The following is a 26,529-nucleotide window of genomic DNA, read 5'->3' on the forward strand; positions in this document are numbered from 1 at the left end:
GTGGTTTCATGCGATCGGGGCTGCAGTGTCGCGCCTGATCTTGAACCGAGCCTGAATAGTGCAAGCCTCGCCACATATCGCCAGGCAGGCTCTTACCGTTGGCTATTCAGCCCCGCCATGTCACAGATGATGTGCCATTCCTCCGCCGTCACCGGCTGTACCGAGAGGCGCGAGTTGCGCACCAGCACCATCTCCGACAGGCGCGGATTGGCCTTGATCATCTCCAGCGTGACGGGGGTTTGCGCCGCCTCCAGCGCCTTGATATCCACACACTCCCATCGCGGATCATCGGTGGTGCTGTCGGAATGCGCCTCGGTGATCACCTCGACCGTGCCGACGACCGCCTTTTCCTTTTGCGAATGGTAGAAAAAGCCGCGATCCCCCACCGCCATCTCGCGCATGAAATTGCGCGCCTGATAGTTCCGCACGCCGTCCCATTCCTCGCCCACATCGCCCTTGGCCACCTGATCGGACCAGCCCCAGACCGACGGTTCGGACTTGAATAGCCAATATCGCATCAGATCACTTTCTTCCACGGGATCAGTTCGACCCCCGAAAACAGTTCGGCCTTGGCGTAGGGATCGTTATTGGCCCATTCCTGCGCCGCCTCCATATCCTCGACATCGAGGATCACCAGCGAGCCGACCATCTCGCCTTCTTCGTTCAAAAGCGGACCCGCCTGAGACACCACGCCGGTCTCCTTGAGATAGGCGATATGGGCATCGCGGTTGTCGAGGCGGGTTTGCAGGGCACCGGGATGGTCGCGGGCAATCAGGGCAATCAGCATCATTCTTCCTTCAATGGTCGTGAAAGCAGCATATCCATCGCCTCGCTGACGCGCAATTCGCCCGTGACAAGCGCGGTGACGGCATGGGTGACAGGCATGTCGAGGCCAAGCGCGTGGGCGCGGGTCAGGACAGCGCGGGCGGTGGCGACCCCTTCGACGGTGACGGTTGCATCGAAATCCTCGCCGCGCCCGAGGCTTTGGCCGTAGCGATAGTTGCGCGACTGGCCACTGGTGCAGGTGAGCACCAGATCACCAAAACCCGACAGCCCCGCGAGCGTATCGGGCTGCGCGCCCAGAGCATGGGCAAACCGGTGCATCTCGGCAAAGCCACGGGTCATCAGGGCCGCGCGCGCGCTCTCGCCCAGCCCCGCACCCATCACTGCACCGCAGCCGATGGCGATGACGTTCTTGAGCGCGCCGCCCAGTTCTGCGCCAGTGGTGTCGGTGGTGCGATAGAGGCGCAGGGTGGGAGTGTTCAGCGTGGATTGTAATGTCTGGCCGATCGCCGCGTCGGCGCAGGCAAGCGTCAGCGCCGTGGGCAGGCCGAGCGCGATATCACGCGCGAAACTCGGCCCGGTGAGGATTGCCGGAATGGCCTGGGCACAGGTCTGCGCGATCAGGCCGGTCGGGCCAAGGCCGGTGGCAAGGTCCATGCCCTTGCAGCAGGCGACGAGGGGCCGGTGCCCGAGTGCTCCGTGATGCGCTGTCAGAAAACCGCCAAGCGTTTGCATCGGCATGGCCAGAAGGCAGGGGGTATCGCCCTTGGGCAGGATGCCCGAGATCACGGTGATCGCCTCGGGCAAGGCGATGTCCGGCAGGCGACGCGCATTGACGCGGTTTGCCTGCATCTCGGCGGCGTGTTCGGCATCGCGCGCCCAGAGCGTGACCGGGCCGTTTTGCGCCAGTGTCACGGCAAGTGCCGTGCCGAACGCACCCGCGCCGCAGATCAGAGTCATGCCTTGGCCCCCTTCTTGCCGCTGCCCAGCATCGCCGGGCTGGCATTGTCCAGCGGCCAGCGGGGCCGCGCCGCAAGCGTCATGTCGTCACGATGGCCCTGCGCGTAGAGTTCGGCCCCCGCATAGGCTATCATCGCCGCGTTGTCTGTGCAAAGCGCGAGGGGCGGGGCGAGAAACCGCGCGCCAGCCTCTGCCGCCACGTCCGTCAGCGCCGCTCGGATCGGGCCGTTGGCGGCGACGCCCCCCGCCACGGCAATAAGCGGCGCGGCAGGGGCCTCTGCCATATATAAGCTGAGCGCTCGTCGGGTCTTTTCGGCCAGCACGTCACAGACGGCCGCCTGAAACCCGGCGCAAAGATCGGCACGGTCCTGTCGGGTCAGCCCGGATTTCTCGGCCACGATCTGATCACGGGCCCGCAGCAGCGCGGTTTTCAAACCGGAAAACGACATGTCGCACCCCGCCCGGTCTAACAGCGGACGAGGAAAGCGCAGGCGGTTGGCGTCACCCGATGCGGCCTCTCGCTCCACGCTCGGCCCGCCCGGTTGCGAGAGGCCCAATAGGCGCGCGGTCTTGTCGAACGCCTCGCCCGGCGCGTCGTCGATGGTGCCGCCAAGCCGCGTAAAGTCATCCGGCCCGCGCACGATCAGGAACTGGCAATGCCCGCCCGAGACCAGCAGCATAAGGTAGGGATAGGTGACCTGATCGGTCAGGCGGGGCGTCAGCGCATGCCCGGAAAGATGATTGACCCCGATCAGCGGCAGGCCCGCCCCGGCGGCGATCCCTTTGGCACACATCACCCCGGCGATCACCCCGCCGATCAGGCCCGGCCCGGCGGTGACGGCGACGGCATCCACATCGGCCAGCGCAAGCCCCGCCTGCGCCAGCGCCTCGCGCACGCAGATGTCGAGCTTTTCAGCATGCGCCCGCGCCGCAATTTCCGGCACCACACCGCCGTAATCGGCATGCAGCATGGCCTGCCCATGCACGACCGAGGCAAGGATTTCGGGGGCCCCATCCAGATCGATACGCACGACCGCAGCGGCGGTATCGTCGCAGCTACTCTCAAGTCCAAGGAAGATCAGCGGCTTGCTCATCGCGCCCATACGTTGCGTGGAGGGTGCAAGGCAGGTAACACCGAATGAGGCAGCCAACAACTGTGGATGATCCATGCCCGTGACGATCCTCATCATCCGGCCAGAGCCGGAGGCGACCCGTTTTGCGGGGCACCTGCAAGCTGTACTGGGAGAAAACGCGAAAGTGATCGTATCGCCGCTGATCCGCATAGACTATTGCGGAGTGTTGCCTCACTTTTCGGATGACGAAGTGCTGATTTTCACATCACGCCATGGGGTCTCAGGGTTTTGTCGGCTGACGGATCGGCGAGGACTGACGTGTTATGCGGTGGGTGATGCAACGGCAGCGGCTGCGCGGGCAGAAGGTCTGCGCGCTATCTCAGCCCGTGGCGATGCGGTCGCCCTGCTCGACACGATAGCCCGCGATGGTGCTCGTGGGCCTTTTCTTCATCTGCGCGGCACACATGTTGCTGCCGATGTTGCGGGCAGTCTGCGTGCCAAAGGGTACAAAGCACAAGACGCGGTGGTTTATGAGCAACATGAGGCCAATTTGACCGAAAAAGCGCTCGCGGCACTGGGCGGAAAAAACAAGATCATTCTGCCTCTGATGTCTCCGCGCAGTGCGAGGCTGTTTTTTTCTCAGCTCAAGGCGTGTGCCGGTCGGTTAAGGGCCCCCCTGACGATTGCGGCAATCAGCAGCAAGGTCGCAGAAGAGGTGCCAGACGGTGCCGCGTACGAGGTCCGCGTGGCGGAGACACCCGATTCGCATGGAGTTTTAAAGATTCTGCAGGAGCAGATCAGTGCAACCAAGTGGCTTGAGGGTGGAAAACGAGCACAGTAAGGTCAAGTTGACACGAACGCATGGTGAGATTCGAAGGGGTGGCGCAAGGTGGCGAATAAAAAGAAAGCTGCAAAAGATCCGAGCGAAGTTGAAAAGACCTCCGATAGCAGCGCGCCGGATACCAATAGTGACGCTGATCCCACATCTGCGGCGCCGTCTTTAAAGGGTGAAGATCCTGACGTGAGCACCGAGGCTGCATCGACTGATGAACCAGCGCCGCAGGACACCGACGCCGAGCCCGAGCCGACAGTACCTAAGCCGGAGATGGCGGAGGACACCGCAGGCACGACAGACGAGACAAATGCCGAAGACCGCACGGAGCCTGTGGCCGACACAGACGCGCAGACCACCTCTGAAACCGAGACCGACACACCGCCCACGGCCCCCGGTGCGATCTATGCCAGCAACGCCGAGACAGATCCGACCCCGTCGCCGGTGGTCAGGACGGAGCAGGTCCATGTGCGCAAGGGCGGCTTTTGGTCAATGGTTCTGGGCGGTGCTGTCGCGGCAGGTCTTGGGGTCTATGCCGCGCCATATGTCTTACCGCCTGATTGGTTCACGCAAGCGGATGATCAGTTTGAAACGCAGGTCGAAGCAGCGTTGTCCGAGCATGACGCGCAGCTTGCCGACCTAGGCTCTCGGCTGGAAGGCTTTTCTGTACCTCCTGATTTGAGTGACGAGATTGACGGCCTTGGCGAGACAATGACCGCACTGACCGAACAGATATCGGAGCTTGAAACGCGGGTTGCGGCGCTTGAAGACCGCCCCGCGCCCACGGGTGACGGGACGGGACCCTCGTCAGAAGACCTGAGCGCCCTGCGGTCCAGCCTCGAAGAGCAGGCGGCAGAGCTTGAGGCACAAGGTGACGCGCTCGAAACACTGCGCTCTGACGCCGAGGCACGTGAGAGCGCAGCACGTGACAGCGCGCTGGGCGCTCTTCGCCGTGCCGCTCTCACGCGCGTCATGACGGCACTGGACAGCGGTAGCGAGTATACTGCGGCCTTGGATGATCTACGTGAAACCGGTGCTGAGGTTCCTGCGGCGCTGGCCGATCAGGCCGACTCTGGCGTACCGACGCAATCTGCTCTGACCGATAGCTTTCCCGAGGCTGCGCGTGCCGCGCTGGCCGCTGCGCGTGCCGAGACAGACGATATTGCAGAGGGGGTGGGCGGTTTTCTCAAGAACCAATTGGGTATCCGCTCGCTGAGCCCCCGCGAGGGCGACGACCCGGATGCCATCCTGTCGCGCGCCGAGGCGGCGCTGGCGGAGGGGCGGCTGGGCGATGCTCTGTCCGAAATCGAAGCCCTGCCCGAAGGCGCGCGCGCCGCGCTGGATGGTTGGGCAGCAGAGGCCACGCGCCGACAAGAGGCCCTGTCCGCCGCCGAGGCGCTGGCCGATCATTTGAATTGAACTGGAAAAGGCGGGCGTCATGCTTTGGTCGATTATTAAGATAGCCGTTTTTATCGCCCTCGTGGCAGGCCTGACGCTGGGCTCGAGCATGCTGCTCGAACTGGATGGCGGCGTGCGTATCGTCATGGCTGGTCTCGAGATCAACCTGACACCGATCAAGGCGGTGATCGCATTGGGCCTTATGGTCTTTGCGATCTGGCTGTTGATGAAGCTGGCGGGGCTGGTGGTTGCGGTGCTGAAATTCATCAATGGCGATGAAACTGCGCTGTCGCGCTATTTTGACCGCAGCCGTCAGGACAAGGGCTATCGCGCGCTGTCCGAAGGTATGCTGGCGCTGGCCTCGGGTGAGGGCGAAGTTGCCATGGCCAAGGCGCAAAAGGCCGACAGGTATCTTCGCAAGCCCGCGCTGACCGATCTGATCACGGCGCAGGCCGCCGAGATGGCGGGTGACAGGACGCGCGCGGAGAAGGTCTATAAACGCCTTTTGACCAATGAAAAGACCCGCTTTGTCGGTGTGCGTGGAATCATGCGTCAGAAGCTGGCCGATGGCGATACCGAAACCGCGCTCAAACTGGCGCAGACCGCCTTTTCGCTCAAACCGAGACATGCCGAGGTACAGGATACGCTGCTTGAGTTGCAGGCCCGGAAATCCGACTGGAAGGGCGCGCGCGAAACCCTGAGTGCCAAGCTGAAATACGGCACCCTGCCGCGGGATGTTCATCGCCGTCGCGACGCGGTGCTGGCCCTTTCGGAGGCGCGCGACGTGATGGCCGAGGGCAAGAGCATCGAGGCGCGCGAGGCCGCCATCGAGGCCAACCGCCTGTCGCCCGATCTTATCCCGGCCGCCGTGCTCGCCGCGCGTGGCTATATCGAGCAGGGCAACAAGCGGCACGCCGTTCGGGTGATCAACAAGGCGTGGCAAGTGCGGCCGCATCCGGATCTCGCCGCCGCCTTTGCCGCGATTGCGCCCGACGAGACGCCGGCGCAGCGGCTCAAGCGATTTCGCAAGTTGCTCAAGGTGCATCCCGACAATCGCGAGACCCGACTGCTTGAGGCGGAATTGCACCTTGCGGCAGAGGATTTCCCGGCGGCCCGCCGCGCGCTCGGCGATCTCGCCGAGGTCGAGCCGGACGCGCGTGCGCTGACCATCATGGCGGCCATCGAGCGTGGCGAAGGAGCGCCCGACGCGGTGGTCAAGGGCTGGCTTGCGCGCGCGCTCGGGGCGCCGCGAGGTCCGCAATGGGTGTGTGACAAATGTCAGCACATCCATGCCGAGTGGTCGCCCTCCTGCGAAAACTGCGAGTCGTTCGATACGCTCAGCTGGCGCGCGCCGCCCAACAGCCCGATTGCCGCGCCCACCGGCCTTGAAATGCTGCCGCTGATCGTGGGGGCCATTGAGGATCAGGCCGGCGAAACCGAACCGGCGGATGCCGACGAGGCCGTCGTCGACGCCGAAATCGTCGCAGAAGAGGACGCGGCGAAGGCCGAAAAATAGGTCTTTTCCCCTCGGAAACACGGTGCTATAGCGCCGCAACCGGGGCCGCTGTAGCTCAGCTGGTAGAGCACGTCATTCGTAATGATGGGGTCGGGGGTTCGAGTCCCTTCAGCGGCACCAGGTCAATCGCACATTCGAGGTCAGCCGACAGGTCGGACCAAAATGGCCGGAAAATGAACTCGTCATCCCCGCGAAGGCGGGGATCTCCTGGAGCCTGTTGCGCGAGAGGCCCGACTGCGCGGGAGTGACCTGTGAGATGGGGCCGCGCGGGGCGGGTATACCCCACCCCGCGGGCAATGTTCGGCGTTACTTGACGGATTTGCCCGCGATCACGGGGGCGGTCTTGCCAATATTGGAATTCGCGGTGGCGAGGACCTTGGGCTTTTCCTTCTTCGGCTTCTTGGCCTCGCGGTTGCCCCGGTTTTTCTCTTTGGACATGGGTTCGACTCCTGAAAGATCCCGGCCGGGCGGGATGCCGGGCCGGTCCGTGCTCAGGGGATCAGGGGAGCCTGACAGGGTCAGGGCGATGAGCCCTCGGGCGCAGCAGGCACGGCGCGGGGCCGGTGCTGCGAGATGTAAGATATGCCTGCTGCGTCGCGCCGACAAGGGCCGTGATGAGGCCGCGCGGTCGACGGGCCGCGGTGCGGCGATCCAACAGGGGGTATGGGCCCTTTATGGCCGCCAAATCCGGAAAACATCGGGGCGATGCGCAGGTGGCAGCCAAATCGCCGTGCCGGTCGGGCGGCCCGGCGATCGCGCGGCACCTTCGGTGCGTTTCGCGCGGGTAGCCTTGTTATTGCTAAGCAACCCAGTCCTAGGCTCACTCGGTTTGACTAGGCTGGCGTCGGTAAGTCGGTTATGCAGCGATCAATAAGAAGGGCCGCTATGAGGAATATGATTGCCAATAGAAAAAGGCCTTGTTGAAAAATGAGCGAGATGGGTGCCGCCTTGTTGTCAAACAAAGAAACGAACTCGTCCTTTCCTTCGCCTCTGCTTGCATCAAACGCTCTACGCTCATTTGCCTCGACTAAATTTGTGATTGCACCCAAGTGAAGAAGCCCAGCAATTATTGAGCAGCAAAGAAAGATGTACAAAAGAACCAAAGTGGTAAACACTCTGCCGTCAGCTTCATTGTTTAAAATCGAGTTTGCTAGTGCAGATACGCCAACAAGCATTGCGCTGCATAGCGTTATCAATTGTTTCGAAATCTCTAAGGCGATATCGAATCTTTTCATTACGGGCTTGGTTTGCAGAAAGGGTAAATACAGTTGACAGACGTCCTCGCAAAATTCTGGACCATTGAGCCGTCTAAGTTTTTAGCTACTCGGTTTTGTACCAATGGAGAGAGATTGCGAAGTAAGTCGTTTGCTGATCCAACTGCGTTGGAAATCTCACGATCTCTGTTTTGCTCCGCTAAAAAACGGTCATAAATATGCCTAATCGCTCGATCAACGAAAAATGTGCGGGCCTCTTGCGTTAGCGTCACGCCCTGACGCCGTGCTGCCTCGTCCAGCGCGGCCCTTAGCCGCGCACGATGTTCGGTTTCCGTTGCCATAGAACTATTTACCCCTCGCTTTCGGCACCTTCTTTGCTTAGGGTTGTAAGTTGTTGAGTTTTGATTGTCTATCCTCTCTCAAACATCCAACTCCTCCACGAACCGCGCGTTCTCCGAGATATACTGGAACCGCAGTTCCGGCTTTTTCCCCATCAGGCGCTCCACGAGGTCGCCGGTCTGGCCGGGTTCGTCCTCGTCTATCGTCACGCGGATGAGTTTGCGGGTGGCCGGGTCCATCGTGGTTTCCTTGAGGTCCTTGGCGTCCATTTCGCCCAGACCCTTGAAGCGGCTGTAGTCGATCTTGCCCTTGCCGCCGAGGCCCTTTTCCATCCACAAATCGCGCTCGGCCTCGTCGAGGCAATAGACCCGCTTTGCCCCCTGGGTCAGCCGGTAGAGCGGCGGGCAGGCGAGGTAGAGGTGGCCCGCGTCGATCATCGGGCGCATCTGGGTGAAGAAAAAGGTCATCAGGAGCGCCGCGATATGCGCGCCGTCGACATCGGCGTCGGTCATGATGATGACCTTGTCATAACGCAGATCGTCGAGGTTGAATTTGGAGCCCAAGCCCACGCCGAGGGCCTGTGTCAGGTCGTTGATTTCCTGATTGCTGCCCAGTTTCGAGGACGCGGCGCCCAGCACGTTGAGGATCTTGCCCCGCAGCGGCAGAAGCGCCTGTGTCTTGCGGTCCCGCCCCATCTTGGCGGAGCCGCCAGCCGAGTCGCCCTCGACGATGAAAAGCTCGGTGCCGTCGCGGGTGTTCGAGGTGCAATCGACCAGCTTGCCGGGCAGGCGCAGTTTCTTGGTGGCGGTCTTGCGGGCGGTCTCTTTCTCCTGCCTCCGGCGCAGCCGCTCCTCGGCGCGCAGCACCAGGAAATCGAGGATCGCACCGGCGGATTTGGTGTCGGCGGCCAGCCAGTTGTCGAAATGGTCGCGCACCGCGCCCTCGACCATGCGTTGTGCGTCGGTGGTGGCCAACCTGTCCTTGGTCTGGCCGACGAATTCCGGCTCGCGGATAAAGCACGAGACCAGCGCGCAGCCCCCCGATATGAGGTCTTCGCGGGTGATCTGCGCGGCCTTGCGGGTGTTGCTCAGCTCACCATAGGCCTTGATGCCCTTGAGGATCGCGGCCCAGAAGCCTGCCTCATGCGTGCCGCCCTCCGGCGTGGGCACGGTGTTGCAATAGGACTGGATGAAGCCGTCGCGCGCGGGCGTCCAGTTGATCGCCCATTCGACCTTGCCGGGCACGTTGTACTTGTCGCGGAAATCGACCGTCCCGGCGAAGGGGCGCTCGGCATAGGTGGTGCTGGTGCCAAGCGTCTCGGCGAGATAATCGGCCAGACCGCCGGGGAATTTGAACGTCGCCTCCTGCGGGGTTTCGCCATCGCTGATCTCGGACTTCCAGCGGATTTCCACGCCCGAAAACAGATACGCCTTGGAGCGCGCCATCTTGAAGAGCCGCGCGGGCTTGAGCGTGAGCGAGCCGAAAATCTCGGGATCGGGGTGGAAGGTGACGGATGTGCCGCGCCGGTTGGGGGCGGCGCCGACCTTTTCCAGCGGGCCCTGCGGCAAGCCGCGCGAGAACGCCATGCGGTAAAGCTCGCGGTTGCGCGCCACCTCGACGCTGAGGTGATCAGAGAGCGCGTTCACCACCGAAGAGCCGACGCCGTGCAAACCGCCCGAGGTCTGGTAGCTGTCGCCGGAAAACTTGCCGCCCGCGTTGAGCGTGCAGAAAATGATCTCGAGCGCGGTCTTGCTGGGGTCCTTGGGATGCGGATCAATCGGGATGCCGCGCCCATTGTCGCGCACGCTGACATGGCCATTGGCGTGCAGTTCCACTTCGATCCATGTGGCATGGCCCGCCACCGCCTCGTCCATCGAGTTGTCGATGATCTCGGCCACCATGTGATGCAGGGCGCGGTCATCCTTGCCGCCGATATACATGCCGGGGCGCAGGCGCACATGCTCCATGTCCTCAAGCACTTGAATCGAGGAGGCGTCATAGTCGGATTTCGGGGTGGGCGAGAGAAGATCGTTCATGCCGCTGCTCTTTATTTTATGGGTTGGGCGGCAGTATGACAGAGCGGGCGGGGCGGGGGAAGTGGGCGCGGCTCCCTCTGCGCGGTGCGGTCCGCCTTCGGTTGCCTGACCTGCCTTTGTCAGCCCCGTTGCGCCCGCAGATATTGCGCGCAGCCCAACAATGCGGCGTGATCATCGGAAACGATGTGGATGGGCATCGCTTGCATGATGTCACGGTAAGGGCCTTTTGACACGAAACTCTCGTAAAACGGCAGATTTGCGAGATGCAGCGCGATGGCCCGCGCCAGACCACCGATCAGGAAAACGCCGCCGGTGGACATATGCGCAAGCGCAAGGTTCCCCATGACCGCGCCGAGGATGCGCGCAAACATCTCAAGACTTTGCACGCAGGCGGGCTGGCTGATCTCATACCCTGCGACGATGTCGGTTGGCGTCATCTCGACACCCGTGCGCAGCCGATGCAGCCGGGCAAGGCCAGGCCCTGACAAGAGCGCCTCGTAAGGTTTGTGAGAGACCTGCCGTTCAAGCGCGGTGATAAGCGCGTTTGTCTCATCGTCCAGATGCGGCAAGCCCGAATGCCCGGCTTCGGCCGCAGGCACAAAAAGGGCCCCGTTCAGGCGGTACGCGACAGCGATATTGCTGCCGGTCCCTAGGCCCATCACCATGCGTGGCCCATCAAGGGTAGGCTGGCCCGCAAACAGGGTCTGGACATTGGGTGCTTTTAGGTCATCCAACGCATGAGCCTGTGCTTGCAGGTCGTTGATGAGGTGGACGCGCCTAATCCCGCTGCCGCTGGCAAGCGTCCCCGCGTCGATCACCCAGCCGAGGTTCGTGAGCCGCGATATCCCGTCGCGAACAGGCCCGGCGACTCCGGCGCAAATAGCGGTTGGGCGCACGTCCTGATGAGCAAGGTACTGTGCGACCACCTGCTCGAACCCGGGGTAGTCGGTGTTTCGAACCCGTTGTGCACTCTGTTCGCAAAGCCCGTCTGTCGTTGCGAGTGCAAGCCGCGAATGGCTCGCTCCGACGTCGGCGACGAGCCATGCGGCTGAAGCTGCGTGTCCGGGATCGTCAGGTGCGGGCATGCGTCTCTCCTCTTGCTTCTCGGTCAGCATAAAGGACCAGTGGCGTAAAAGACGAGAGTGCAGTGCGGGGTTTACTTTGGATCGCCATCAACGCACTCATTGGCGTATGACCACGCATCTAAAAGGACTGGTTATCACCGCACTTGGCGTGCTTTTTGTCGTGCCGGATTCGCTCTTTGTGCGGCTGATAGATGGCGACGCGGCCTCGATCGCGTTCTGGCGTGGTGTGACGGCGGGCAGCGTGATCCTGATGGGCGTGCTGGCCACAAGAGGGCCGCGTGGGTTTTCGAGTGTTGCGCGTACCGGCTGGCCGGGTGCTATCTACACCGTTCTGATCGCCTCAACCGCGCCGGGCTTTGTCTTTGCCGTAAGTCTCACCAGCGTGGCCAACGTGGTCTTCATTCTGGCCTCGATGCCGGTTTTCGCTGCGATTTTCAGCCGGATTTTTCTGCGAGAACCGATCAGCCGTCGCATGGTCTTGACGATGATGGGCGTTTTTGCAGGTCTTGCGCTCATTGCTTGGGGGTCGGGCGAGACGAAAGGGGCGCATTGGAGCGGTGATTTGGTGGCGCTCGGTGTCTCTGCCAGCTTTGCTGCGGCGATGACGGCGGCGCGTCAGTTGCGGTCAGTGTCGATGATTCCGGCTATTCCGATTGCCTTCCTCGGGGCCTCTTTGGCGATCTGGCCAATGGCTCAGCCGATGGCGGTCTGGTCTGGAAACTGGCCGCTCTTGCTGGGGCATGGCGCGTTCATCAGCGTTTCGACCTGTCTGTTGACGCTTGGTCCCCGCTATATCGCCTCTGCAGAGGTTGCGCTGCTGATCTTGCTTGAATCCGTGCTTGCGCCACTTTTGGTTTGGGCCGTGGTCGGGGAAGACCCTGGCGTGTGGGCGATCATCGGTGGCGCTGTGGTGATCGGTGCGCTTTTCGTGTCGAACCTTTGGGCGTTGCTCGCACATCGCCGGCTGCGCAATCGACCGCACCCCCGCACCGGACCACCGACCTGATCCTCAGCTATCTCGGTAGATCACGAAACACTGCCATCCATCGTCGCGATGCCCCCGGTCATGATAGCCGACGCGCCTCAGACAGCGCACCGAGGCAGGATTGTCAGGATGCACGAAAGCCACTAGCCGATAAAGCCATGAGTGATCGGCAAAAGCCCTTTTGGTCGCCTGCCGCACAAGATCATGCCCCAGCCCTTGTTGCCAATGCTCGCGGCCCAGCCAATAGCTGAGTTCAGCAGTGTCCCGGCTGCTCTCGTCCAATCCGAAGGCTAAGCGCATTTGGCCAATCGGTCGCCCGTCCAAGGTGACGGCCAGAACATCGTGATGATCGTCCAGAGCGGAAATGTCGATCAGGCTGCGGGCCAACGTGTCAGACATCGCACCCGGCCATGCCTCATGCATGTAGCGCCAGACCTCGGGGTCGCCCAAAAGCCGAATGTAGTCGCCAACGTCCTCGGCCTTCCAGCGCCGAAACGCAAGCTCGCGGTCGCATTTTACCTTCCATGACAATGGAGCAGATGGAACCGCATTGGGGCACTGTGCTTCTTTTTCAGCGATGACCCAGCCAATCTGCAACGGGTCGTAGGCGAGCGGGATGCCGTTGGCCTCGCACCATGTCTTTTGTCTGAGATCGAGTATGCCATCCCATCGAGACGGCCAATCCGACGCCTCATCGCGTCCTTTCGAAAACGGCGAACTTGTCCGATCACTCACGTCGCGGCCCCCCCCAGTCGGCGCATAAAATCGGTATTTAATATTTAGGTATGAAGTTTTGGGACGCAATCAAGTGGCATGGCCGATGAAATTGCCAGGGGATCAGAACTTTACAGTCACACCGGGCAGGTTCAGCGCCTTGATGAGATCGCGCAATTCCTGACGTGCGGCGATGTTCGAAATGTTGAGGCCCTTCACCCCAATATCCTTGAGGTCCAGCAGGGTAAGGCCGCGTGGAAACAGCTCTCGGAAGATCACGCGCTCGTTGAAGCCCGGGGCGACGCGAAACCCGATCCTCTTTGCCAGATTGTCGATTGCATCGCCCATCTTCTTCTTGTTGACCATTTGTTGCGCACCAAGGCGGTTGCGGACCACAATCCAGTCTATTGCACGCAGCCCGGCTTGTGCCCTGAGTTGGCGGGCATTCCACACCATCTCTGAATAGACTGAGGGCCCCTGGATCTTCTTTCCATCGCTGTCGATATGGGCCAGCAGGTCAAAATCGATAAAGCTGTCATTCAGGGGCGTGATCAGCGTATCAGCAAGGCTGTGTGCCACCTGGCTCAGCCGGGTATGAGAGCCCGGGCAGTCGATCACGATAAAATCGCTATCGGCCTCCAGCTCTGCCACCGCCGCCGACAGGCGTCTGTCATAAACGTTCTCGCCGGGTTTGAGCTGATCGGCCTCCACTTCTGGGAGGTCGTGGTAGCGCGGGCTTGGCAGGTCCAGACCGGATGTCTCGATGAACCTCTTGCGATTCTCGGCGTAGCGGGCAAAGGTTTTTTGCCGCAAGTCCAGGTCGAGTGCGCTTGTCTTGTGCCCCATTCGTGCCAATGCCGTCGCGACGTGCATGGACACCGTCGATTTGCCCGCGCCGCCCTTTTCATTGCCGACGACTATGATATGCGCCATGGTTTGCTTCCCCTGAGCTGCGGATAGCCCGCAAGCGGTTTTTTGCCAAACTCTATCTCTTGGCGCTGCAATAGGGAAGGGAAGGCCGGATGGTCAAGCGCATTGCGTGCACCCGGCCGGATCACGTTGACCCGGTTGCGATCGGGCGGCACCTCGGAAGATAAAGGGGCTATCCATGCTGCACTACATTTTTGGTGTAGATCGCCACCGTCCTCCAAGTCTGCGTGAAACGATGTTTCAAGGCCGAGGCGATCAGTCGGCCAAGCGGCTTTCACTGGCACCTGCCGCGTCGCGACGATAGTGTCCCCGCATGACCGAAACCGCTCTGACATATTCGCCTGATCAGGCTGAGGCGCATGACCGTATCACCGACGCATTGCGTGGTGTCGGTGTCGATATTGATGACGGCGTGTTGACACCCCCGCGCGAGGGAAAACAGGCGGTTCTGGCGGTGGTGGGCAAGGCCGGGTCGGGCAAGACGCTACTTCTGGCCGCGCTCTACCGCGCGCTGGAGGAGGCAGGCGTTGATGTGGTTTCGGGCGATTGGGAGGGGCGCAAACGGCGTGACCGGCGCACGCTGGCCATTCTCGCCCCAACCAACAAGGCGGCGAGCGTGCTGCGCTTGCGCGGGGTGCCCGCGACGACCATTCACCGCATCCTCTACACCCCGGTCTATGACCCGGAATATGAGAAAATCGCCGAATGGCTGGCGGGGCAGGGCGACCGCCCCGAGGTCGAGGGGCTGACCGATCTGTCGCTCGACCGGGCCCTGGCGTTTTATCAGAGCAACAAGTCCATTCCGGGTGCGCTTGCTGCTGCCGGCCTGCGCGGGTCGGACTTCATCACCGGCTGGAAACGTCGCGAAGAGCCGCTCGATATCGGGTTTGTCGATGAGGCGAGCATGCTCGATGCGCAGCAATTCGAGGATTTGAAAGAGATTTTCCCGACGCTTCTGCTGTTCGGCGATCCGGCACAATTGCCGCCGGTGAAATCTAATGACGGCATGGTGTTCGAGACCCTGCCCGCGCCTGCCCGGCTGGAACTGAGCCGCATTCACCGGCAGGATGCTGATAACCCGATCCTCGATCTGGCGCATGCGCTCGCCGATCCGGCGTTGGAGTTTCATCATTTCGAACGGATGATCGAGGACGCGGCCAAGCGCGACGAGCGGGTGAGGTGGGCCGAACGGGTCGAGGTCGATCTGATGGCGCGCTCGCCGGTCCTCGTCTGGCGCAACGCCACGCGCATCCGCTTGATCAACGCGTTTCGCGCGGTACATGGCGCGCCTGAGACCGCATTGCTGGAAGGGGAGCCGCTGGTGTGCGACGGTATTGAACTGCCGCTCAAGCATCGCAAGAAGCGGCTGGATCTTGAGGCGCGCGGGCTGATCAAGGGGGCGCAGGTGATCTATCTCGGCCCCGGCAAGCGCCCCGGTTTTTCGCGGCTGCATGTCATCGGTGCCGAGGACCCGCGCCTGTCGGCGGCGTCGATCGTGAAGATCGAAAAACCGGGTGAGGAAGAGCCGTTCATTCCCTATGCGGCCAATATGGGGGCGACCTTTCTGCACGGCGCGGCGGTGACGATCCACAAGGCGCAAGGCTCGCAATGGCGCGATGTTCAGGTCTTTGCCCCCGACATCTATGCCGCCGCGCGGATGGGACGGTCGGAGGCCGGGCAGCCCTTGTGGAAGCGCCTCGCCTATGTGGCGATCACCCGCGCCGAGGAGCGGCTGCATTGGGTGGTACGTAATCGGCTGTCGAAACCCACCGCGCCGCTCAGCATCGACGATCTGCGAGCCGCGCCTGTGCCTTTGGAACTCGAACAGGAGGAAGAGCCATGAAATCCGTTCTCGTCACCGGGGCAAGTGCCGGTATTGGCGCCGCCTGCGCGCGCGCCTTTCTGGAGGCAGGCTGGCAGGTCGGCCTGATGGCGCGGCGCCCCGAGGCGCTGGAGGCGGTGGCCGAAGGCAATGACCGCGCGGTGATCTTGCCCGGCGACGTGACATCGCCTGACGATGTGGCGCGCTGTTTCGCGGATTTCACCGCCAAGTCGGGCCGCCTCGACGTGCTGTTCAACAACGCGGGCAGCTTTGGCCGCGCGGCGATGATTGACGAGTTGGGCTATGACGAATGGCGGCAGGTGGTCGATGTGAACCTGCATGGCATGTTTCTGTGCGCACAGGCGGCCTTCGGGCAGATGCGGCGGCAACACCCGCAAGGCGGGCGGATCATCAACAACGGCTCGATCTCGGCCCATGCGCCGCGCGAAGGCTCGGTCGCCTATACCACGACGAAACACGCCATCACCGGGCTGACCAAGACGCTCAGTCTCGATGGCCGCGCGTTTGACATCGCTTGCGGGCAGATCGACATCGGCAATGCGCGCACCGAGTTGCTGGAGGGGATCATCGCCGCCAATCCCGGCAACCCGCCCCCCACCATGGACGTGGCCGAGGTCGGGCGCGCGGTGCTGCATATGGCCGACCTGCCGCCCGAGGCGAATGTGCAATTCATGACGCTGATGGCCACGAAAATGCCATTTGTCGGAAGGGGCTGACGGGGCCGGAGCCTGAAGAAAGGGGGCGTCTAAAGATATGGGCATGCTTGCGGACTGGTCGCTTGCTGCACTGTTGGCAGCGTTTCTGCTGGCTGCGGGCGGGGTGTTGCTGACCGGTCTGAGAATCACAAGTGTCGTCGACAGGCTGGCAGACAGGACTGGCGTCGGCGAGGCGCTTGCGGGGGCGGTCCTGCTTGGGGCGGCAACATCATTGAGCGGAACGATCGTTTCCATTACGGTGGCTTTCGACGGCTATGCGTCCTTGGCGTATTCCAACAGCATCGGCGGTATTGCCGCTCAGACCGCATTTTTGGCCATCGCGGATGTGGTGTACCGCAAAGCCAATCTGGAACACGCCGCCGCCGATTTGGCCAACATCTTTCAGTCGGTTACGTTGATCGTGCTTTTGACACTTCCGCTGATGGCGCAGACCCTACCGGATTTCACGATCCTCGCCGTTCATCCTGTTTCGCTGGTGATTCCGGTTGTCTATGTCTTCGCGCTGCTCGTCACTCGCGCGTTGCGCGAGCAGCCGATGTGGCATCCTGTTTCGACCAAGGATACAAGAGCAGACACACCCGATGAGGAAGCCGATGACGCGGGCTGGACAAGCACGTCACGGCTTTTTTTGTTGCTCTTTCTGCTGATGCTGGTGATGGCGTTTTCGGGTTGGATCATTGCCAAGACAGCAGGCACGCTCACCGGGCGCATGGCGCTGTCGGGATCGCTCGTTGGTGCCCTGGCGACGGCGGTCGTGACATCGCTCCCCGAGCTTGTGACCACCATTGCTGCGGTGCGCCGTGGGGCGTTGCAATTGGCGGTTGGCGGTATCATCGGCGGAAATACCTTTGACACGCTCTTTCTGACTGCGGCCGACCTATCCTATCGAGAGGGGTCTCTCTACCACGCGGCAGGCACGAGCGATCAGTTCTGGACCCTCACGGCGATCCTGATGACCGCCATTTTGCTGGGAGGGCTGATTTTGCGCCAACGCAAGGGGCCTGCGCATATCGGCGCGGAAAGCGTGGCGCTGCTTGTTGTCTACATGAGCGCGATTGCGGCTCAGGTGATTATGGGAACAGACGGGTGAAGATAGTCCCATAAGAATGGCTTGCCGCGCTGTTGCAAATCGCTCGACGCTGATAGGGTCAATCAACCTCGCCGCATCACCTGAAATGCGGCTGACGCACCCCAACCCGCTGCAATGGCAATTGCCAGCGACATCAAGCCGTAAAGCATGGGTTGTTCTCGTGAGAGGGTGAAGAGCCAGCGCTCCAACCCGACTTTTCGCACGTCGATCACGGTCTCGAATTGTGACACAACCCGCCCCTCGCGGGTCAGGAAAATACGTGTCGAATAGACCCCTTCGGTAAGGTTGGCTGGCAAGGCGATTGCCGTCCGGAAAAGCGTCTGTTCGTCGAACACCACCGCACCCTCGCGCATTTGGTAGGCGCCCTGATCGCGCTTGATCCGGATCAGCGCGTCGGTAAAGCTCTCGACGTCCTCCACCATGCTCGCCGCGCCCACCGAGCGGATTGCACGTGGGATCGAGACGCGATGCCGGAGATCTTCGGTGCTGGACAGCACCTTGTCGAGCGGGCCGGTCGTGGCCACGGCATAAAAGCTGGGCGCGGCATCGAGATCGACCATGTCGGTATTGACCCATATGCCGAATTGTCTCTCCTTGCGCCGCACCTGCACCGGTTGTGACGGTCCGGAGACCGATATCACCACATCGAGCGGTGTCTCGGGTATGGGCGATTCGCGTTTGACGGCACCAAAGATCAAAATGTCGGACCCCTCGAAGGTGGCGGTGATCGCCACTTTGTCGCTCGAAAGGCCAAGGACGACCTCTTCTGCGCGCAAGGGAAACGCGACAAGGATCAACAATGCTGCAAATCGCAAGAGCATCAATGCCCTCCGCTTGCGCCGAGAGAATAAAGCTCGGCGGGTTGCACAAGCAGGTCAAATGCAAGCTTTCCGCATACCACCAGCACCATGCCTGCCAGAAGAATGCGCAATTGCTCGGCCTTCATCCTTGTGCCGATCGTCGTCCCGATCTGCGCACCGATCACGCCCCCCACAAGCAACAGAACCGCTAGAGCGATATCCACCGTGTAGTTGGTTGTGGCGTGCAGCATGGTGGTGAATGCGGTCACGAAAATGATCTGGAAGAGCGACGTCCCCACAACGACCTTGGTCGGCATGCCGAGCAGGTAGATCATCGCGGGCACCATGATGAAACCGCCGCCGACGCCCATGATCGCGGCCAGAATACCCACGCTTACCCCCACCAGAAGCGGTGGAATGACCGAGATATAAAGGCCCGAGGTGCGAAAGCGCATCTTGAATGGTAGGCCATGTACCCAGCCGTGTTTCTTGCGTTTGGGGGCTGCGCCGCGACGCGTCTGACGAATGGCGCGCAGGCTCTCGACGAACATCATGCCGCCAACGACGCCGAGAAATACGACGTAGCACAGCTTGACCAACAGATCGACTTGTCCCTGCGACTTCAGGTAGTTGAATAATAGGACGCCCAATGCAGCACCTATCAGCCCGCCGATGAGCAGGACCGTGCCCATTCGGAGATCCACCGTTTTGCGCCTGAGATGGGCCAGGACGCCGGAGAAAGACGAGGCGACAATCTGGTTGGCCTCGGTGGCAACGGCGACAGCGGGCGGAATGCCGATGAAGAAAAGAAGTGGCGTCATCAAAAAACCGCCACCCACCCCGAACATGCCCGATAAAACGCCAACGAGGCCACCCAATCCCAATAGAAGGAAAGCGTTGACCGAAACCTCGGCTATGGGGAGGTAGATTTGCATGATACCCCTTAGCCTCATGTTCGCTTTTAATGCAAGAGACACACTCAAGCGAATGGTCGCAGGCCCGATCAATTCTTGTTAACTGGACTCAACCTTCGTGTTTCCCGAAGGGCGGAAGCCATCTGCCTTGCAGGCAGGTTTGCGAATGCACGGCCTGCTGATCCTTGACAGAGCACGAAACCGTCAATGGGGTGTCTGGAAATCTCAGGTCGGAAAGGTGAGACTGGATTTCATCCAAAGAAATCGGATCAAGCAGAAGGCGCACTTGGCGCGGCTGAAATCGGGCGTTCATTTGTGACGCCAAGCAAAAGGCAGTGCCAGTCCTGTTTGGCAAATATTGAAGCGGGTAAAATACCAGATTGCATTCTGGATCAGGTGGCTTGGTGCGGCCTCGCCCGAGAGGATCGCGGGCAAGGCTAATTTAAAAAAAGCGCACTCAGGCGTTGATGCTGAGGCGCTCGATTTCTTCTTTGATTTTGAGCTTCTGTTTCTTGAGATCGGCAATCTCAAGGGTACTGCTGCCCGGCGCGCGCTGCGCCTGTTCCACTTGTTCCGAGAGCGCGTGATGTTTCCTCTTCAGTTCTTCAATATGCGAACTCAAGCTCATAGGCAGTCTCCTCTCTGGTGGGTGCGTCTATTCGACATGGGAAGTGCAGCATATTTTTACAATAGTGTCACGCTGCGACTGCGAAATCTGAAGCAATTTGCGTGCGGCATTTTGCTAAAATCAATGCGGAAAACTCAGCTCTGCGGCATTTCTGAGCACGTTTGATGTGGCGGGGGTATAGTCGTCGCCATCTTGATCGTGGCTTTCGCCTGCGTGCATCAGCCAGCCATCGTGAAGACGCATTGCCGCTCGCCCACCTTTGCGGCCCCGGATCAGCACCAGCCGTGCGGACCGGCCGCGGCGCGGAATCAGCGGCAAGATCTCGATTGAGCCGAGATGTGCTGACATGGCGGGCAGCAAATCTGTCAGCCGCTCGCACCGTTGGATGAAGGTAACGGTACCGCCGGACAGGGCCCGCCGCGCCGCCGCACGAACCCAATCGGTGAGAGGCCGTGCCTCACCCAAGGCGTGCTCTCGGTCGGAGTCCTGCGCTGGAGTGCCGGTTGTGCGATCGAAATAAGGCGGGTTGGCAATAACATGGTTGAATTGCCGCGCGCGCAATCCGGCGGGCATGGCTGCAAGATCGCCTTCGTGGACATCGAACGGGATTGAGTTGTTGGCGGCGTTCTGGCGAGCAAGCGACGCGTAGGCGGGTTGCAACTCTAGCCCTGTCAGCACCAGCCCAGCCACGCGCGTCGCAACGCAGAGCGCGGCAATGCCTGACCCGCAGCCCAGGTCGAGCAAGCTCTGCCCGGCGCGTGCCGGCACGCTGGCGGCCAGCAGTACCGGATCGACCCCCGCGCGATAGCCCTTGCGCGGTTGTGAGATTCGCAATCGGCCGCCAAGAAAGGCGTCATGGCTGAGATCGGCCTCTGCAAATGGCTCAGTCCTCAAGCGAAAATCCATTGTCGATCAGCGCGACACGCGCATCGTCATAGTCGGCATCCGCGACCATCAGGCGACGAGGAAAAATACCGATGGACCCTTCGAGGATGCTCATGTTTACGTCCATCTCAAAGCAGTCTATACCCTCGCCCTGAAGAAGCGCCTGGGCAAAGGCGATAGACGCTGGATCATTCGTGCGTAAAAGCTGTTTCATAGGCCATAGATAAGGGCAGGGCTTGTGCTATGTCGAGCCGTGTTGACGGGAGTGTTATGGGATTGGACGAGACCGCGACGAAACCGCATGAACAACTGGCCGCGCATCTCGCGGGCAAGATGGAGGCGGTCAACACGTTGATCCGTGATCGTATGGCATCGCGCCATGCACCGCGTATTCCACAAGTGACCGCACATCTGGTAGAGGCGGGCGGCAAGCGGCTGCGCCCGATGCTGACGCTTGCGACGGCTGATCTGTGTGGCTATGACGGACCTTACGACGTTCATCTGGCAGCGACGGTCGAGTTTATTCACACCGCCACGCTATTGCACGACGACGTGGTGGACGAGAGCGCGCAGCGCCGTGGGCGGCCTACCGCCAACCTTCTGTGGGACAACAAGTCGAGCGTACTGGTGGGCGACTACCTGTTCGCGCGCGCGTTTCAGTTGATGGTCGAACCCGGTTCACTTCGAGTTCTGGATATTCTGGCAAATGCCTCCGCTACGATCGCCGAGGGTGAGGTGCTGCAACTGAGTGCGGCACAGGATCTGGCGACGACCGAAGATATTTATCTTCAGGTGGTGCGTGGCAAGACAGCGGCGCTGTTTTCTGCGGCAACAGAGGTGGGTGGCGTGATCGCCAGCGCACCGGAGGATCAGGTAAAGGCGCTTTTTGAATATGGTGATGCGCTTGGTATCGCCTTTCAGATCGTGGATGATCTGCTGGATTATCAAGGCGACGCTAAGGCGACGGGAAAAAACGTAGGAGACGATTTTCGCGAACGCAAGCTGACGCTGCCGGTGATCAAGGCGATCGCGGCAGCGGATGTCGAGGAGCGGGCTTTTTGGCGGAGGGTCATCGAAAAGGGCGATCAGCGCGAGGGCGATCTGGCACACGCGCTTGACCTTCTGGACAAACACGCGGCTTTGGATCAGACGCGTGACAATGCGCAGGAGTGGGTCGCCAAAGCGCGAGGCGCTTTGCGAGTCTTGCCCGCGCATCCGGTCCGCGAGATGCTGGACCATCTGGCCGATTACGTGGTGGCGCGTATCAGCTGAGCCGTACGGAGCGCACCCACCATTCGGGCCGCTTGGCACTTAGGGCAGTTGCGGCGTTGGCCGCGCTGATGGCCTCGGGGTAGAGGCCGAAGCAGGTCGCACCCGAGCCTGACATGCGCGCGAGGCCGCAGTCCGACGTTGCTGCGATATCTTCCAGAACATCAGTAATGACCGGGACCTCCTCCAGCGCCGGATCTTGAAGATCGTTGCGTTGACACGCGAGCCAGCGGATCAGTGCCATAGTATCGGGCCAGGTGGGCAAATCGTTGGGCATGGCGGGGTTGTCGCGCTGTCGGAGGCGTCGAAAGATCGCCGGCGTGGATGCCGGAACGCCGGGATTTACCAGAATTGCGTGTAGCGTCGGCAGGTTGGGCACTGGCTGGGTGTCTTCGCCAATGCCCCGCATCCGGGCCGATCGTGCCAACAGGCAAACCGGCACATCGGCCCCGAGGCGCAGCACGTCGTCCGGAGGTGTCTCGCCGCTCATTCTAGACAGGCCACGCAAGCAGGCTGCGGCATCGCTGGAGCCACCGCCGATGCCCGCTGCGGATGGCAGTTGCTTGTCGAGCGTCATGTGGGCGCGTTGACCCATCATCGCTGCCGCGCGCAGCACGAGATTGTCCTGAGTCTCGGGGACGCCCGGCGCCATTGGCCCGATCACGGTCAGGCTGTTCTGGTCAGCGGGTACAATCGTCAGGATATCGCCCAAATCGGCAAAAACAACCAGTGAATCCAGCAAGTGAAAGCCATCGTCTCGCCGCCCGGTGACGTGCAATGTCAGGTTTATTTTGGCCGGGGCTGTCTCAGTTATTGGCGGGTGTGGCATCCGCAGCTCTCAGTGGCTCGGAGCCCTCTTCGGACAGAACCTGATCGAGCCCGACTTCCAGCTTGCGGCGCACGCGATCTGGTTCCAGATCGGGCGAGGGTCCGCTCTCGTGCAGCGAGAGGGCGCGTTTCCACTGAAAGCGCGCCTCAACCTTGCGCCCAACGGCCCACAGAACGTCGCCCAGATGGTCATTTACGACTGGGTCGGTCGGCATCAATTCTGCCGCGCGCTCCATATGTCCTATGGCCTCCTCGTAACGGCCAAGCCGGTAAAGCACCCAACCGAGGCTGTCCACGATATAGCCGCTCTCGGGCTGTGCAGCCACGGCCCTTTCGATCATCTCGAGCGCCTCGTCAAGATTTACGCGTTTCTCGACCATGGTATAGCCAAGATAGTTCAGCACCTGCGGATGGTCTGGGTTCAACTCCAGCGCGCGGCGGAAATCAGCCTCGGCCTCGGGCCAGTTGTCAAGGCGCTCGTGGCTGATGGCGCGGGCGTAATGCACAAACCATTGGTCGTTGCCACGCGCCTCGTAAAGGGCGAGGGCGCGGTCATAAGCGGTGACCGCCGAAGCGAACTCTTCTTGCGAGCGATAAAGATCACCCGCCGCGACGTGCACGGTAGCGAGGTCGGGGTAATTCTCGGCCAGTTGCTCAAGAACTTCGATGGCGGCATCAGGCTTTTCGATACGGCGCAATACGTCGCTGCGCCCCAATTCGGCCAGATGATAAGAGGGATGACTGCGCGGCACCTTTTTGAACGCCTGGATCGCCAAATCGAACCGTTCCAGGCTTTCCAACAGTTCGGCGGCCATGAGGATGGCATCGACGTGATTGGGTTTGATCATCTCGGCGACACGCGCGTAGATCAGGATATATTCGTCATTGGCCTCTTGCATGAGCGCGCGGCCGAGAGAGAAGAATACTTCGGCAATCCCGTCTGCCGGACTGTTGACCAACTCGAACGACAGGCGCTCGCCGGATGTGAGCCTGGCGCGCAACGCCATGATTTCGGGGTCCAGATCCGTGCCGAAGGTGTCATCGATGATCTTTACGGCGCGGTCCTGTTCGTCAAGTTGGCTGAGCACCTGCGCCCACGCGATGACGCCGCGCCGCGTGCGCTGGATCGGGCCGTCTGCCTCGCCGCTGAACACCTTGTCGGCACCTTCGAAATCACCGACGGAGGCAAGTGCCAGCGCCTTGTGGTAAATTGCAAAGCTACGAAGGCCACGCTCCTCGGCGACGCGATCAAAGCGTGTCAAGGCCGAGGTCATATCCCCTTTGCCCAGATCGGCCCAAGCGGAAATCAAGCCGTCGGCCAAATCTCCCACGCCCCGATTGTCCTTGACCCGAGACAGCAGTGCCTCCCATTCGCCTTTGCGCGTCTCGTCTGCCACAAGCGCCATCTGCGTCACTTGGCTGCGCAGCCCGTCGGCCTCGATCTTGCGGGCGATGGCAACTGCCTGATCGAGTTGACCAAGTGCAAGATAGGCGACAGTCGCATTCTCGAGCATAGAAGGGTTGGCAGGATCGCGTGCAAGTGCCATCGCGTAGTATTTGGCGGCGGCCGCAAAATCGCCCGTGGCGCGCGCTTGCCGCGCGGCGAGATAGGCACCGGGTGCGGCGTCGGCGAGGGCAGGCACGGGCGCGGCCTGCAAAAGAGCCGTCAATGCGAGCGCCGGGAAGGTTCTGAATGTCAAGCTGTCCTGCCTTTTTTCGTTCAATTTCCCGCAAAGGTAATATGCCAACCCCCCCAAGGCAATGCGGCGCAGCCCTTTTGCTGCGCCGCCACCTGTTTATCACGCGATGGTTACATATTCGGGTAATTTGGCCCGTCGCCGCCCTGTGGTGTGACCCAGTTGATATTCTGGCTGGGATCCTTGATGTCGCAAGTCTTGCAATGCACGCAGTTCTGGAAATTGATGACGAAGCGTGGCTCCTTGCCGTCTTCGTGCACCACCTCGTAGACGCCCGCCGGACAATAGCGCTGTGCCGGTTCGGCGTAATTCCGCAGATTGATTACCACGGGAACATTGGGGTCCTTCAGGTGCAGGTGCGCGGGCTGGCTTTCCTCGTGATTGGTCATGGAAAAGCTCACATTGGTCAGTCGGTCAAAGCTCAGCTTACCATCCGGCTTGGGGTATTCGATCTTTTTATGCGCAACGGCCAACCCCGTGGCCTCGGCATCGGTCTTGCCATGCTTGAGCGTCCCGAGGAGGCTGAAGCCCCAAGTGTTGGTCCACATGTCGAGGCCGCCGACAGTGAGTGAGGCCAGAAGCCCGTATTTTGACCAGAGCGGCTTGACGTTGCGGACCTTCTTGAGATCCTTGCCAATCGCGCCTGTCCGCACCTCGGTTTCGTACTCATTGAGTTCGTCGCTGGCGCGGCCCGCAGCCATGGCCGCATGCGCCGCTTCCGCCGCCGCCTTGCCCGAGAGCATGGCATTGTGATTGCCCTTGATGCGCGGCACGTTGACCATGCCGACCGAACAGCCCAGAAGCGCGACGCCCGGGGCCACCATCTTGGGCATCGACTGATAGCCGCCCTCGGTAATGGCGCGCGCACCATACGCCACCCGCTTGCCGCCTTTCAGCAGCTCCGCAACCATCGGGTGATGCTTGAAACGCTGGAATTCCATGTAGGGGTAAAGATGCGGGTTCTGGTAATTGAGATGCACCACAAAGCCGACATAAACCTGATTGTTCTCAAGGTGATAGATAAAGGAGCCACCACCGGCATTGCTGCCAAGCGGCCAGCCCATCGTATGAGTGACGCTGCCCTCGCGATGCTTGGCAGGGTCCACCTCCCAGATCTCTTTCATGCCGAGGCCGAATTTTTGCGGTTCCTTGTCCTTCGACAGATCGTATTTGGCCATGACCTCCTTGGCGAGACTGCCGCGTACGCCCTCGGACAAGAACACGTACTTGCCATGAAGTTCCATTCCCGGCTCATAGCTTGGGCCGGGCGTGCCGTCCTCGTTCTTGCCGAATTCGCCAGCCACGACACCCTTCACTTCGCCGTTGTCGCCATAGACCATTTCAGAGCAGGCCATGCCGGGGAAAATCTCGACGCCCAGTTCCTCGGCCTGTTCGGCCATCCAGCGGCAGACATTGCCCATCGAGACGATGTAATTGCCGTGGTTGTTCATCAACGGCGGCATCGGCCAGTTGGGGATACGGACCTTGCCGCCTTCACCCAGCATGTAGAAATTGTCGTCGTTCACCGGCGTGTTGAGTGGTGCGCCCTTGTCTTTCCAGTCCGGGATCAGCGCGTCTAGGCCGCACGGATCGAGCACTGCGCCCGACAGGATATGCGCGCCCACCTCGGAGCCTTTTTCAAGCACAACCACCTCGCAGTCGGGGTCAAGTTGTTTCAGGCGGATCGCAGCCGATAGCCCGGCCGGGCCCGCGCCCACGATCACCACGTCATATTCCATCGTTTCGCGTGTCATATCGGTCATCGTCCTCATCCTTTTTCGGGGCGCTGTGGGGCCAGAACCTCTACACAACAAAGTTGCGAGTGTGAGTATCTTGCCCGCGCGGCAAGCGTCAATTGAAACACGACGTAAAACCACATGGAAAACGGCAATTTGTCACGTATGAAACCATGAAACCGCCGAGCCTCGTCATCTCTACTTGCAATCGGGCATGGGCTTCGGGCAATCTGGATCGAAACTGAACAAGTGCAATGA

Annotated in this window: 26 protein-coding genes and 1 tRNA gene; 9 read left to right on the top strand and 18 right to left on the bottom strand. The window is 61.1% G+C overall.

From position 1 onward, the window contains the following. Nucleotides 1–92: 92 nt before the first annotated feature. The 4 genes from Q0X85_RS06995 to tsaD are packed head-to-tail and all read right to left on the bottom strand — an operon-like array spanning nt 93 to nt 2,837. Nucleotides 93–518 carry an EVE domain-containing protein gene (locus tag Q0X85_RS06995; RefSeq protein WP_297770847.1) on the bottom strand — a complete coding sequence of 142 codons (426 nt, stop codon included), beginning with the start codon at nt 516–518 and terminating at the stop codon, nt 93–95. Further along, nucleotides 518–787 (bottom strand): YciI family protein, encoded by a 270-nt coding sequence (locus tag Q0X85_RS07000; protein WP_297770942.1) that lies wholly within the window; start codon nt 785–787, stop codon nt 518–520. Before Q0X85_RS07000 ends, Q0X85_RS06995 begins: the two co-directional genes overlap by 1 nt. After that, complete coding sequence (locus Q0X85_RS07005; protein ID WP_297770849.1) at nt 787–1,743, bottom strand: NAD(P)H-dependent glycerol-3-phosphate dehydrogenase; 957 nt, start codon at nt 1,741–1,743, stop codon at nt 787–789. The genes Q0X85_RS07000 and Q0X85_RS07005 overlap by 1 nt, the downstream gene beginning before the upstream one ends. Beyond that, nucleotides 1,740–2,837: a tRNA (adenosine(37)-N6)-threonylcarbamoyltransferase complex transferase subunit TsaD gene (gene tsaD, locus Q0X85_RS07010; RefSeq protein ID WP_297770850.1), complete on the bottom strand. Its 1,098-nt coding sequence runs from the start codon at nt 2,835–2,837 to the stop codon at nt 1,740–1,742. Before tsaD ends, Q0X85_RS07005 begins: the two co-directional genes overlap by 4 nt. Before the next feature lie 73 nt (nt 2,838–2,910). On the opposite strand from tsaD, the gene Q0X85_RS07015 reads away from it, so the two are divergent. The 4 genes from Q0X85_RS07015 (at nt 2,911) to Q0X85_RS07030 (ending at nt 6,682) form a co-directional block, all read left to right on the top strand. Beyond that, a complete protein-coding gene (locus Q0X85_RS07015) occupies nt 2,911–3,657 on the top strand; it encodes a uroporphyrinogen-III synthase (protein WP_297770851.1) in 747 nt (248 codons plus the stop codon). Nucleotides 3,658–3,837: 180 nt separating this feature from the next. Further along, nucleotides 3,838–5,067 carry a hypothetical protein gene (locus tag Q0X85_RS07020; protein ID WP_297770853.1) on the top strand — a complete coding sequence of 410 codons (1,230 nt, stop codon included), beginning with the start codon at nt 3,838–3,840 and terminating at the stop codon, nt 5,065–5,067. Nucleotides 5,068–5,086: 19 nt separating this feature from the next. Next, entirely contained in the window at nt 5,087–6,562 is a 1,476-nt protein-coding gene (locus Q0X85_RS07025; protein ID WP_297770855.1) for a heme biosynthesis HemY N-terminal domain-containing protein, read from the top strand. Between the two features lie 44 nt (nt 6,563–6,606). Next, nucleotides 6,607–6,682 (top strand) — tRNA-Thr (locus tag Q0X85_RS07030). Nucleotides 6,683–6,868: 186 nt separating this feature from the next. On the opposite strand, the gene Q0X85_RS07035 is transcribed toward Q0X85_RS07030, so the two are convergent. From Q0X85_RS07035 to Q0X85_RS07050, 4 genes are all read right to left on the bottom strand, one after another. Beyond that, nucleotides 6,869–7,000 carry a hypothetical protein gene (locus Q0X85_RS07035; protein WP_297770856.1) on the bottom strand — a complete coding sequence of 44 codons (132 nt, stop codon included), beginning with the start codon at nt 6,998–7,000 and terminating at the stop codon, nt 6,869–6,871. 395 nt (nt 7,001–7,395) lie between these two features. After that, nucleotides 7,396–7,797: a hypothetical protein gene (locus Q0X85_RS07040; RefSeq protein ID WP_297770857.1), complete on the bottom strand. Its 402-nt coding sequence runs from the start codon at nt 7,795–7,797 to the stop codon at nt 7,396–7,398. A 398-nt stretch (nt 7,798–8,195) separates the two neighbouring features. Next, nucleotides 8,196–10,151 carry a DNA topoisomerase IV subunit B gene (gene parE, locus Q0X85_RS07045; RefSeq protein WP_297770859.1) on the bottom strand — a complete coding sequence of 652 codons (1,956 nt, stop codon included), beginning with the start codon at nt 10,149–10,151 and terminating at the stop codon, nt 8,196–8,198. 119 nt (nt 10,152–10,270) lie between these two features. Continuing rightward, a complete protein-coding gene (locus Q0X85_RS07050; RefSeq protein ID WP_297770861.1) occupies nt 10,271–11,236 on the bottom strand; it encodes a glucokinase in 966 nt (321 codons plus the stop codon). 106 nt (nt 11,237–11,342) lie between these two features. Between Q0X85_RS07050 and Q0X85_RS07055 the strand changes: the two genes are divergently transcribed. Further along, nucleotides 11,343–12,242, top strand: coding sequence for a DMT family transporter (locus Q0X85_RS07055; protein ID WP_297770863.1), 900 nt, complete (start codon nt 11,343–11,345; stop codon nt 12,240–12,242). Between the two features lie 3 nt (nt 12,243–12,245). Here the strand turns inward: Q0X85_RS07055 and Q0X85_RS07060 are convergent, their stop codons facing one another. Further along, the gene (locus Q0X85_RS07060) at nt 12,246–12,956 is read right to left on the bottom strand and encodes a GNAT family N-acetyltransferase (protein ID WP_297770866.1); all 711 of its coding nucleotides are present in this window, start codon (nt 12,954–12,956) and stop codon (nt 12,246–12,248) included. A 102-nt stretch (nt 12,957–13,058) separates the two neighbouring features. After that, nucleotides 13,059–13,868 (bottom strand): division plane positioning ATPase MipZ, encoded by an 810-nt coding sequence (locus tag Q0X85_RS07065; RefSeq protein ID WP_297770869.1) that lies wholly within the window; start codon nt 13,866–13,868, stop codon nt 13,059–13,061. Between the two features lie 310 nt (nt 13,869–14,178). Between Q0X85_RS07065 and Q0X85_RS07070 the strand changes: the two genes are divergently transcribed. From Q0X85_RS07070 to Q0X85_RS07080, 3 genes are read left to right on the top strand one after another with little or no spacing between them, the layout of a single operon-like run. Continuing rightward, nucleotides 14,179–15,708, top strand: a complete 1,530-nt coding sequence (locus Q0X85_RS07070) for an AAA family ATPase (RefSeq protein ID WP_297770871.1) — start codon at nt 14,179–14,181, stop codon at nt 15,706–15,708. Further along, nucleotides 15,705–16,424 carry an SDR family oxidoreductase gene (locus Q0X85_RS07075; protein ID WP_297770873.1) on the top strand — a complete coding sequence of 240 codons (720 nt, stop codon included), beginning with the start codon at nt 15,705–15,707 and terminating at the stop codon, nt 16,422–16,424. Before Q0X85_RS07070 ends, Q0X85_RS07075 begins: the two co-directional genes overlap by 4 nt. A gap of 37 nt (nt 16,425–16,461) precedes the next feature. Beyond that, entirely contained in the window at nt 16,462–17,514 is a 1,053-nt protein-coding gene (locus tag Q0X85_RS07080) for a sodium:calcium antiporter (RefSeq protein WP_366129523.1), read from the top strand. Nucleotides 17,515–17,576: 62 nt separating this feature from the next. Here the strand turns inward: Q0X85_RS07080 and Q0X85_RS07085 are convergent, their stop codons facing one another. From Q0X85_RS07085 to Q0X85_RS07105, 5 genes are all read right to left on the bottom strand, one after another. Further along, nucleotides 17,577–18,335 carry a TIGR02186 family protein gene (locus tag Q0X85_RS07085; protein WP_297770876.1) on the bottom strand — a complete coding sequence of 253 codons (759 nt, stop codon included), beginning with the start codon at nt 18,333–18,335 and terminating at the stop codon, nt 17,577–17,579. Next, the gene (locus Q0X85_RS07090; protein ID WP_297770878.1) at nt 18,335–19,249 is read right to left on the bottom strand and encodes a sulfite exporter TauE/SafE family protein; all 915 of its coding nucleotides are present in this window, start codon (nt 19,247–19,249) and stop codon (nt 18,335–18,337) included. The genes Q0X85_RS07085 and Q0X85_RS07090 overlap by 1 nt, the downstream gene beginning before the upstream one ends. A gap of 436 nt (nt 19,250–19,685) precedes the next feature. Next, nucleotides 19,686–19,856 carry a YdcH family protein gene (locus Q0X85_RS07095; RefSeq protein ID WP_297770881.1) on the bottom strand — a complete coding sequence of 57 codons (171 nt, stop codon included), beginning with the start codon at nt 19,854–19,856 and terminating at the stop codon, nt 19,686–19,688. Nucleotides 19,857–19,976: 120 nt separating this feature from the next. After that, complete coding sequence (locus Q0X85_RS07100) at nt 19,977–20,750, bottom strand: methyltransferase (protein WP_297770883.1); 774 nt, start codon at nt 20,748–20,750, stop codon at nt 19,977–19,979. Continuing rightward, nucleotides 20,740–20,955: a DUF2007 domain-containing protein gene (locus Q0X85_RS07105; protein ID WP_297770886.1), complete on the bottom strand. Its 216-nt coding sequence runs from the start codon at nt 20,953–20,955 to the stop codon at nt 20,740–20,742. The genes Q0X85_RS07100 and Q0X85_RS07105 overlap by 11 nt, the downstream gene beginning before the upstream one ends. Nucleotides 20,956–21,011: 56 nt before the next feature. On the opposite strand from Q0X85_RS07105, the gene Q0X85_RS07110 reads away from it, so the two are divergent. After that, nucleotides 21,012–22,013, top strand: coding sequence for a polyprenyl synthetase family protein (locus Q0X85_RS07110; protein ID WP_297770945.1), 1,002 nt, complete (start codon nt 21,012–21,014; stop codon nt 22,011–22,013). Here Q0X85_RS07110 and Q0X85_RS07115 read toward each other — a convergent pair. From Q0X85_RS07115 to Q0X85_RS07125, 3 genes are all read right to left on the bottom strand, one after another. Continuing rightward, nucleotides 22,006–22,839 carry a 4-(cytidine 5'-diphospho)-2-C-methyl-D-erythritol kinase gene (locus tag Q0X85_RS07115; RefSeq protein WP_297770887.1) on the bottom strand — a complete coding sequence of 278 codons (834 nt, stop codon included), beginning with the start codon at nt 22,837–22,839 and terminating at the stop codon, nt 22,006–22,008. The genes Q0X85_RS07110 and Q0X85_RS07115 overlap by 8 nt on opposite strands. Then, on the bottom strand, nt 22,817–24,538 hold the full coding sequence (locus Q0X85_RS07120; protein ID WP_297770890.1) for a tetratricopeptide repeat protein: 1,722 nt from the start codon (nt 24,536–24,538) through the stop codon (nt 22,817–22,819). The genes Q0X85_RS07115 and Q0X85_RS07120 overlap by 23 nt, the downstream gene beginning before the upstream one ends. 110 nt (nt 24,539–24,648) lie before the next feature. Beyond that, entirely contained in the window at nt 24,649–26,298 is a 1,650-nt protein-coding gene (locus Q0X85_RS07125; RefSeq protein WP_297770892.1) for an electron transfer flavoprotein-ubiquinone oxidoreductase, read from the bottom strand. Between the last annotated feature and the right edge of the window lie 231 nt (nt 26,299–26,529).

Origin of the sequence: uncultured Roseovarius sp., from assembly GCF_947259555.1 — a bacterium.
In the GTDB taxonomy this organism is placed as follows: domain Bacteria; phylum Pseudomonadota; class Alphaproteobacteria; order Rhodobacterales; family Rhodobacteraceae; genus Roseovarius.

Coding starts and splice junctions, on each gene's coding strand:
- Q0X85_RS06995 (WP_297770847.1), bottom strand. CDS start 518: ATGCGATATTGGCTATTCAAGTCCGAACCGTCGGTCTGGGGCTGGTCC.
- Q0X85_RS07000 (WP_297770942.1), bottom strand. CDS start 787: ATGCTGATTGCCCTGATTGCCCGCGACCATCCCGGTGCCCTGCAAACC.
- Q0X85_RS07005 (WP_297770849.1), bottom strand. CDS start 1,743: ATGACTCTGATCTGCGGCGCGGGTGCGTTCGGCACGGCACTTGCCGTG.
- tsaD (WP_297770850.1), bottom strand. CDS start 2,837: ATGAGCAAGCCGCTGATCTTCCTTGGACTTGAGAGTAGCTGCGACGAT.
- Q0X85_RS07015 (WP_297770851.1), top strand. CDS start 2,911: ATGCCCGTGACGATCCTCATCATCCGGCCAGAGCCGGAGGCGACCCGT.
- Q0X85_RS07025 (WP_297770855.1), top strand. CDS start 5,087: ATGCTTTGGTCGATTATTAAGATAGCCGTTTTTATCGCCCTCGTGGCA.
- Q0X85_RS07035 (WP_297770856.1), bottom strand. CDS start 7,000: ATGTCCAAAGAGAAAAACCGGGGCAACCGCGAGGCCAAGAAGCCGAAG.
- Q0X85_RS07040 (WP_297770857.1), bottom strand. CDS start 7,797: ATGAAAAGATTCGATATCGCCTTAGAGATTTCGAAACAATTGATAACG.
- parE (WP_297770859.1), bottom strand. CDS start 10,151: ATGAACGATCTTCTCTCGCCCACCCCGAAATCCGACTATGACGCCTCC.
- Q0X85_RS07050 (WP_297770861.1), bottom strand. CDS start 11,236: ATGCCCGCACCTGACGATCCCGGACACGCAGCTTCAGCCGCATGGCTC.
- Q0X85_RS07055 (WP_297770863.1), top strand. CDS start 11,343: ATGACCACGCATCTAAAAGGACTGGTTATCACCGCACTTGGCGTGCTT.
- Q0X85_RS07065 (WP_297770869.1), bottom strand. CDS start 13,868: ATGGCGCATATCATAGTCGTCGGCAATGAAAAGGGCGGCGCGGGCAAA.
- Q0X85_RS07070 (WP_297770871.1), top strand. CDS start 14,179: ATGACCGAAACCGCTCTGACATATTCGCCTGATCAGGCTGAGGCGCAT.
- Q0X85_RS07075 (WP_297770873.1), top strand. CDS start 15,705: ATGAAATCCGTTCTCGTCACCGGGGCAAGTGCCGGTATTGGCGCCGCC.
- Q0X85_RS07080 (WP_366129523.1), top strand. CDS start 16,462: ATGGGCATGCTTGCGGACTGGTCGCTTGCTGCACTGTTGGCAGCGTTT.
- Q0X85_RS07085 (WP_297770876.1), bottom strand. CDS start 18,335: ATGCTCTTGCGATTTGCAGCATTGTTGATCCTTGTCGCGTTTCCCTTG.
- Q0X85_RS07090 (WP_297770878.1), bottom strand. CDS start 19,249: ATGCAAATCTACCTCCCCATAGCCGAGGTTTCGGTCAACGCTTTCCTT.
- Q0X85_RS07095 (WP_297770881.1), bottom strand. CDS start 19,856: ATGAGCTTGAGTTCGCATATTGAAGAACTGAAGAGGAAACATCACGCG.
- Q0X85_RS07105 (WP_297770886.1), bottom strand. CDS start 20,955: ATGAAACAGCTTTTACGCACGAATGATCCAGCGTCTATCGCCTTTGCC.
- Q0X85_RS07110 (WP_297770945.1), top strand. CDS start 21,012: ATGGGATTGGACGAGACCGCGACGAAACCGCATGAACAACTGGCCGCG.
- Q0X85_RS07115 (WP_297770887.1), bottom strand. CDS start 22,839: ATGCCACACCCGCCAATAACTGAGACAGCCCCGGCCAAAATAAACCTG.
- Q0X85_RS07125 (WP_297770892.1), bottom strand. CDS start 26,298: ATGACCGATATGACACGCGAAACGATGGAATATGACGTGGTGATCGTG.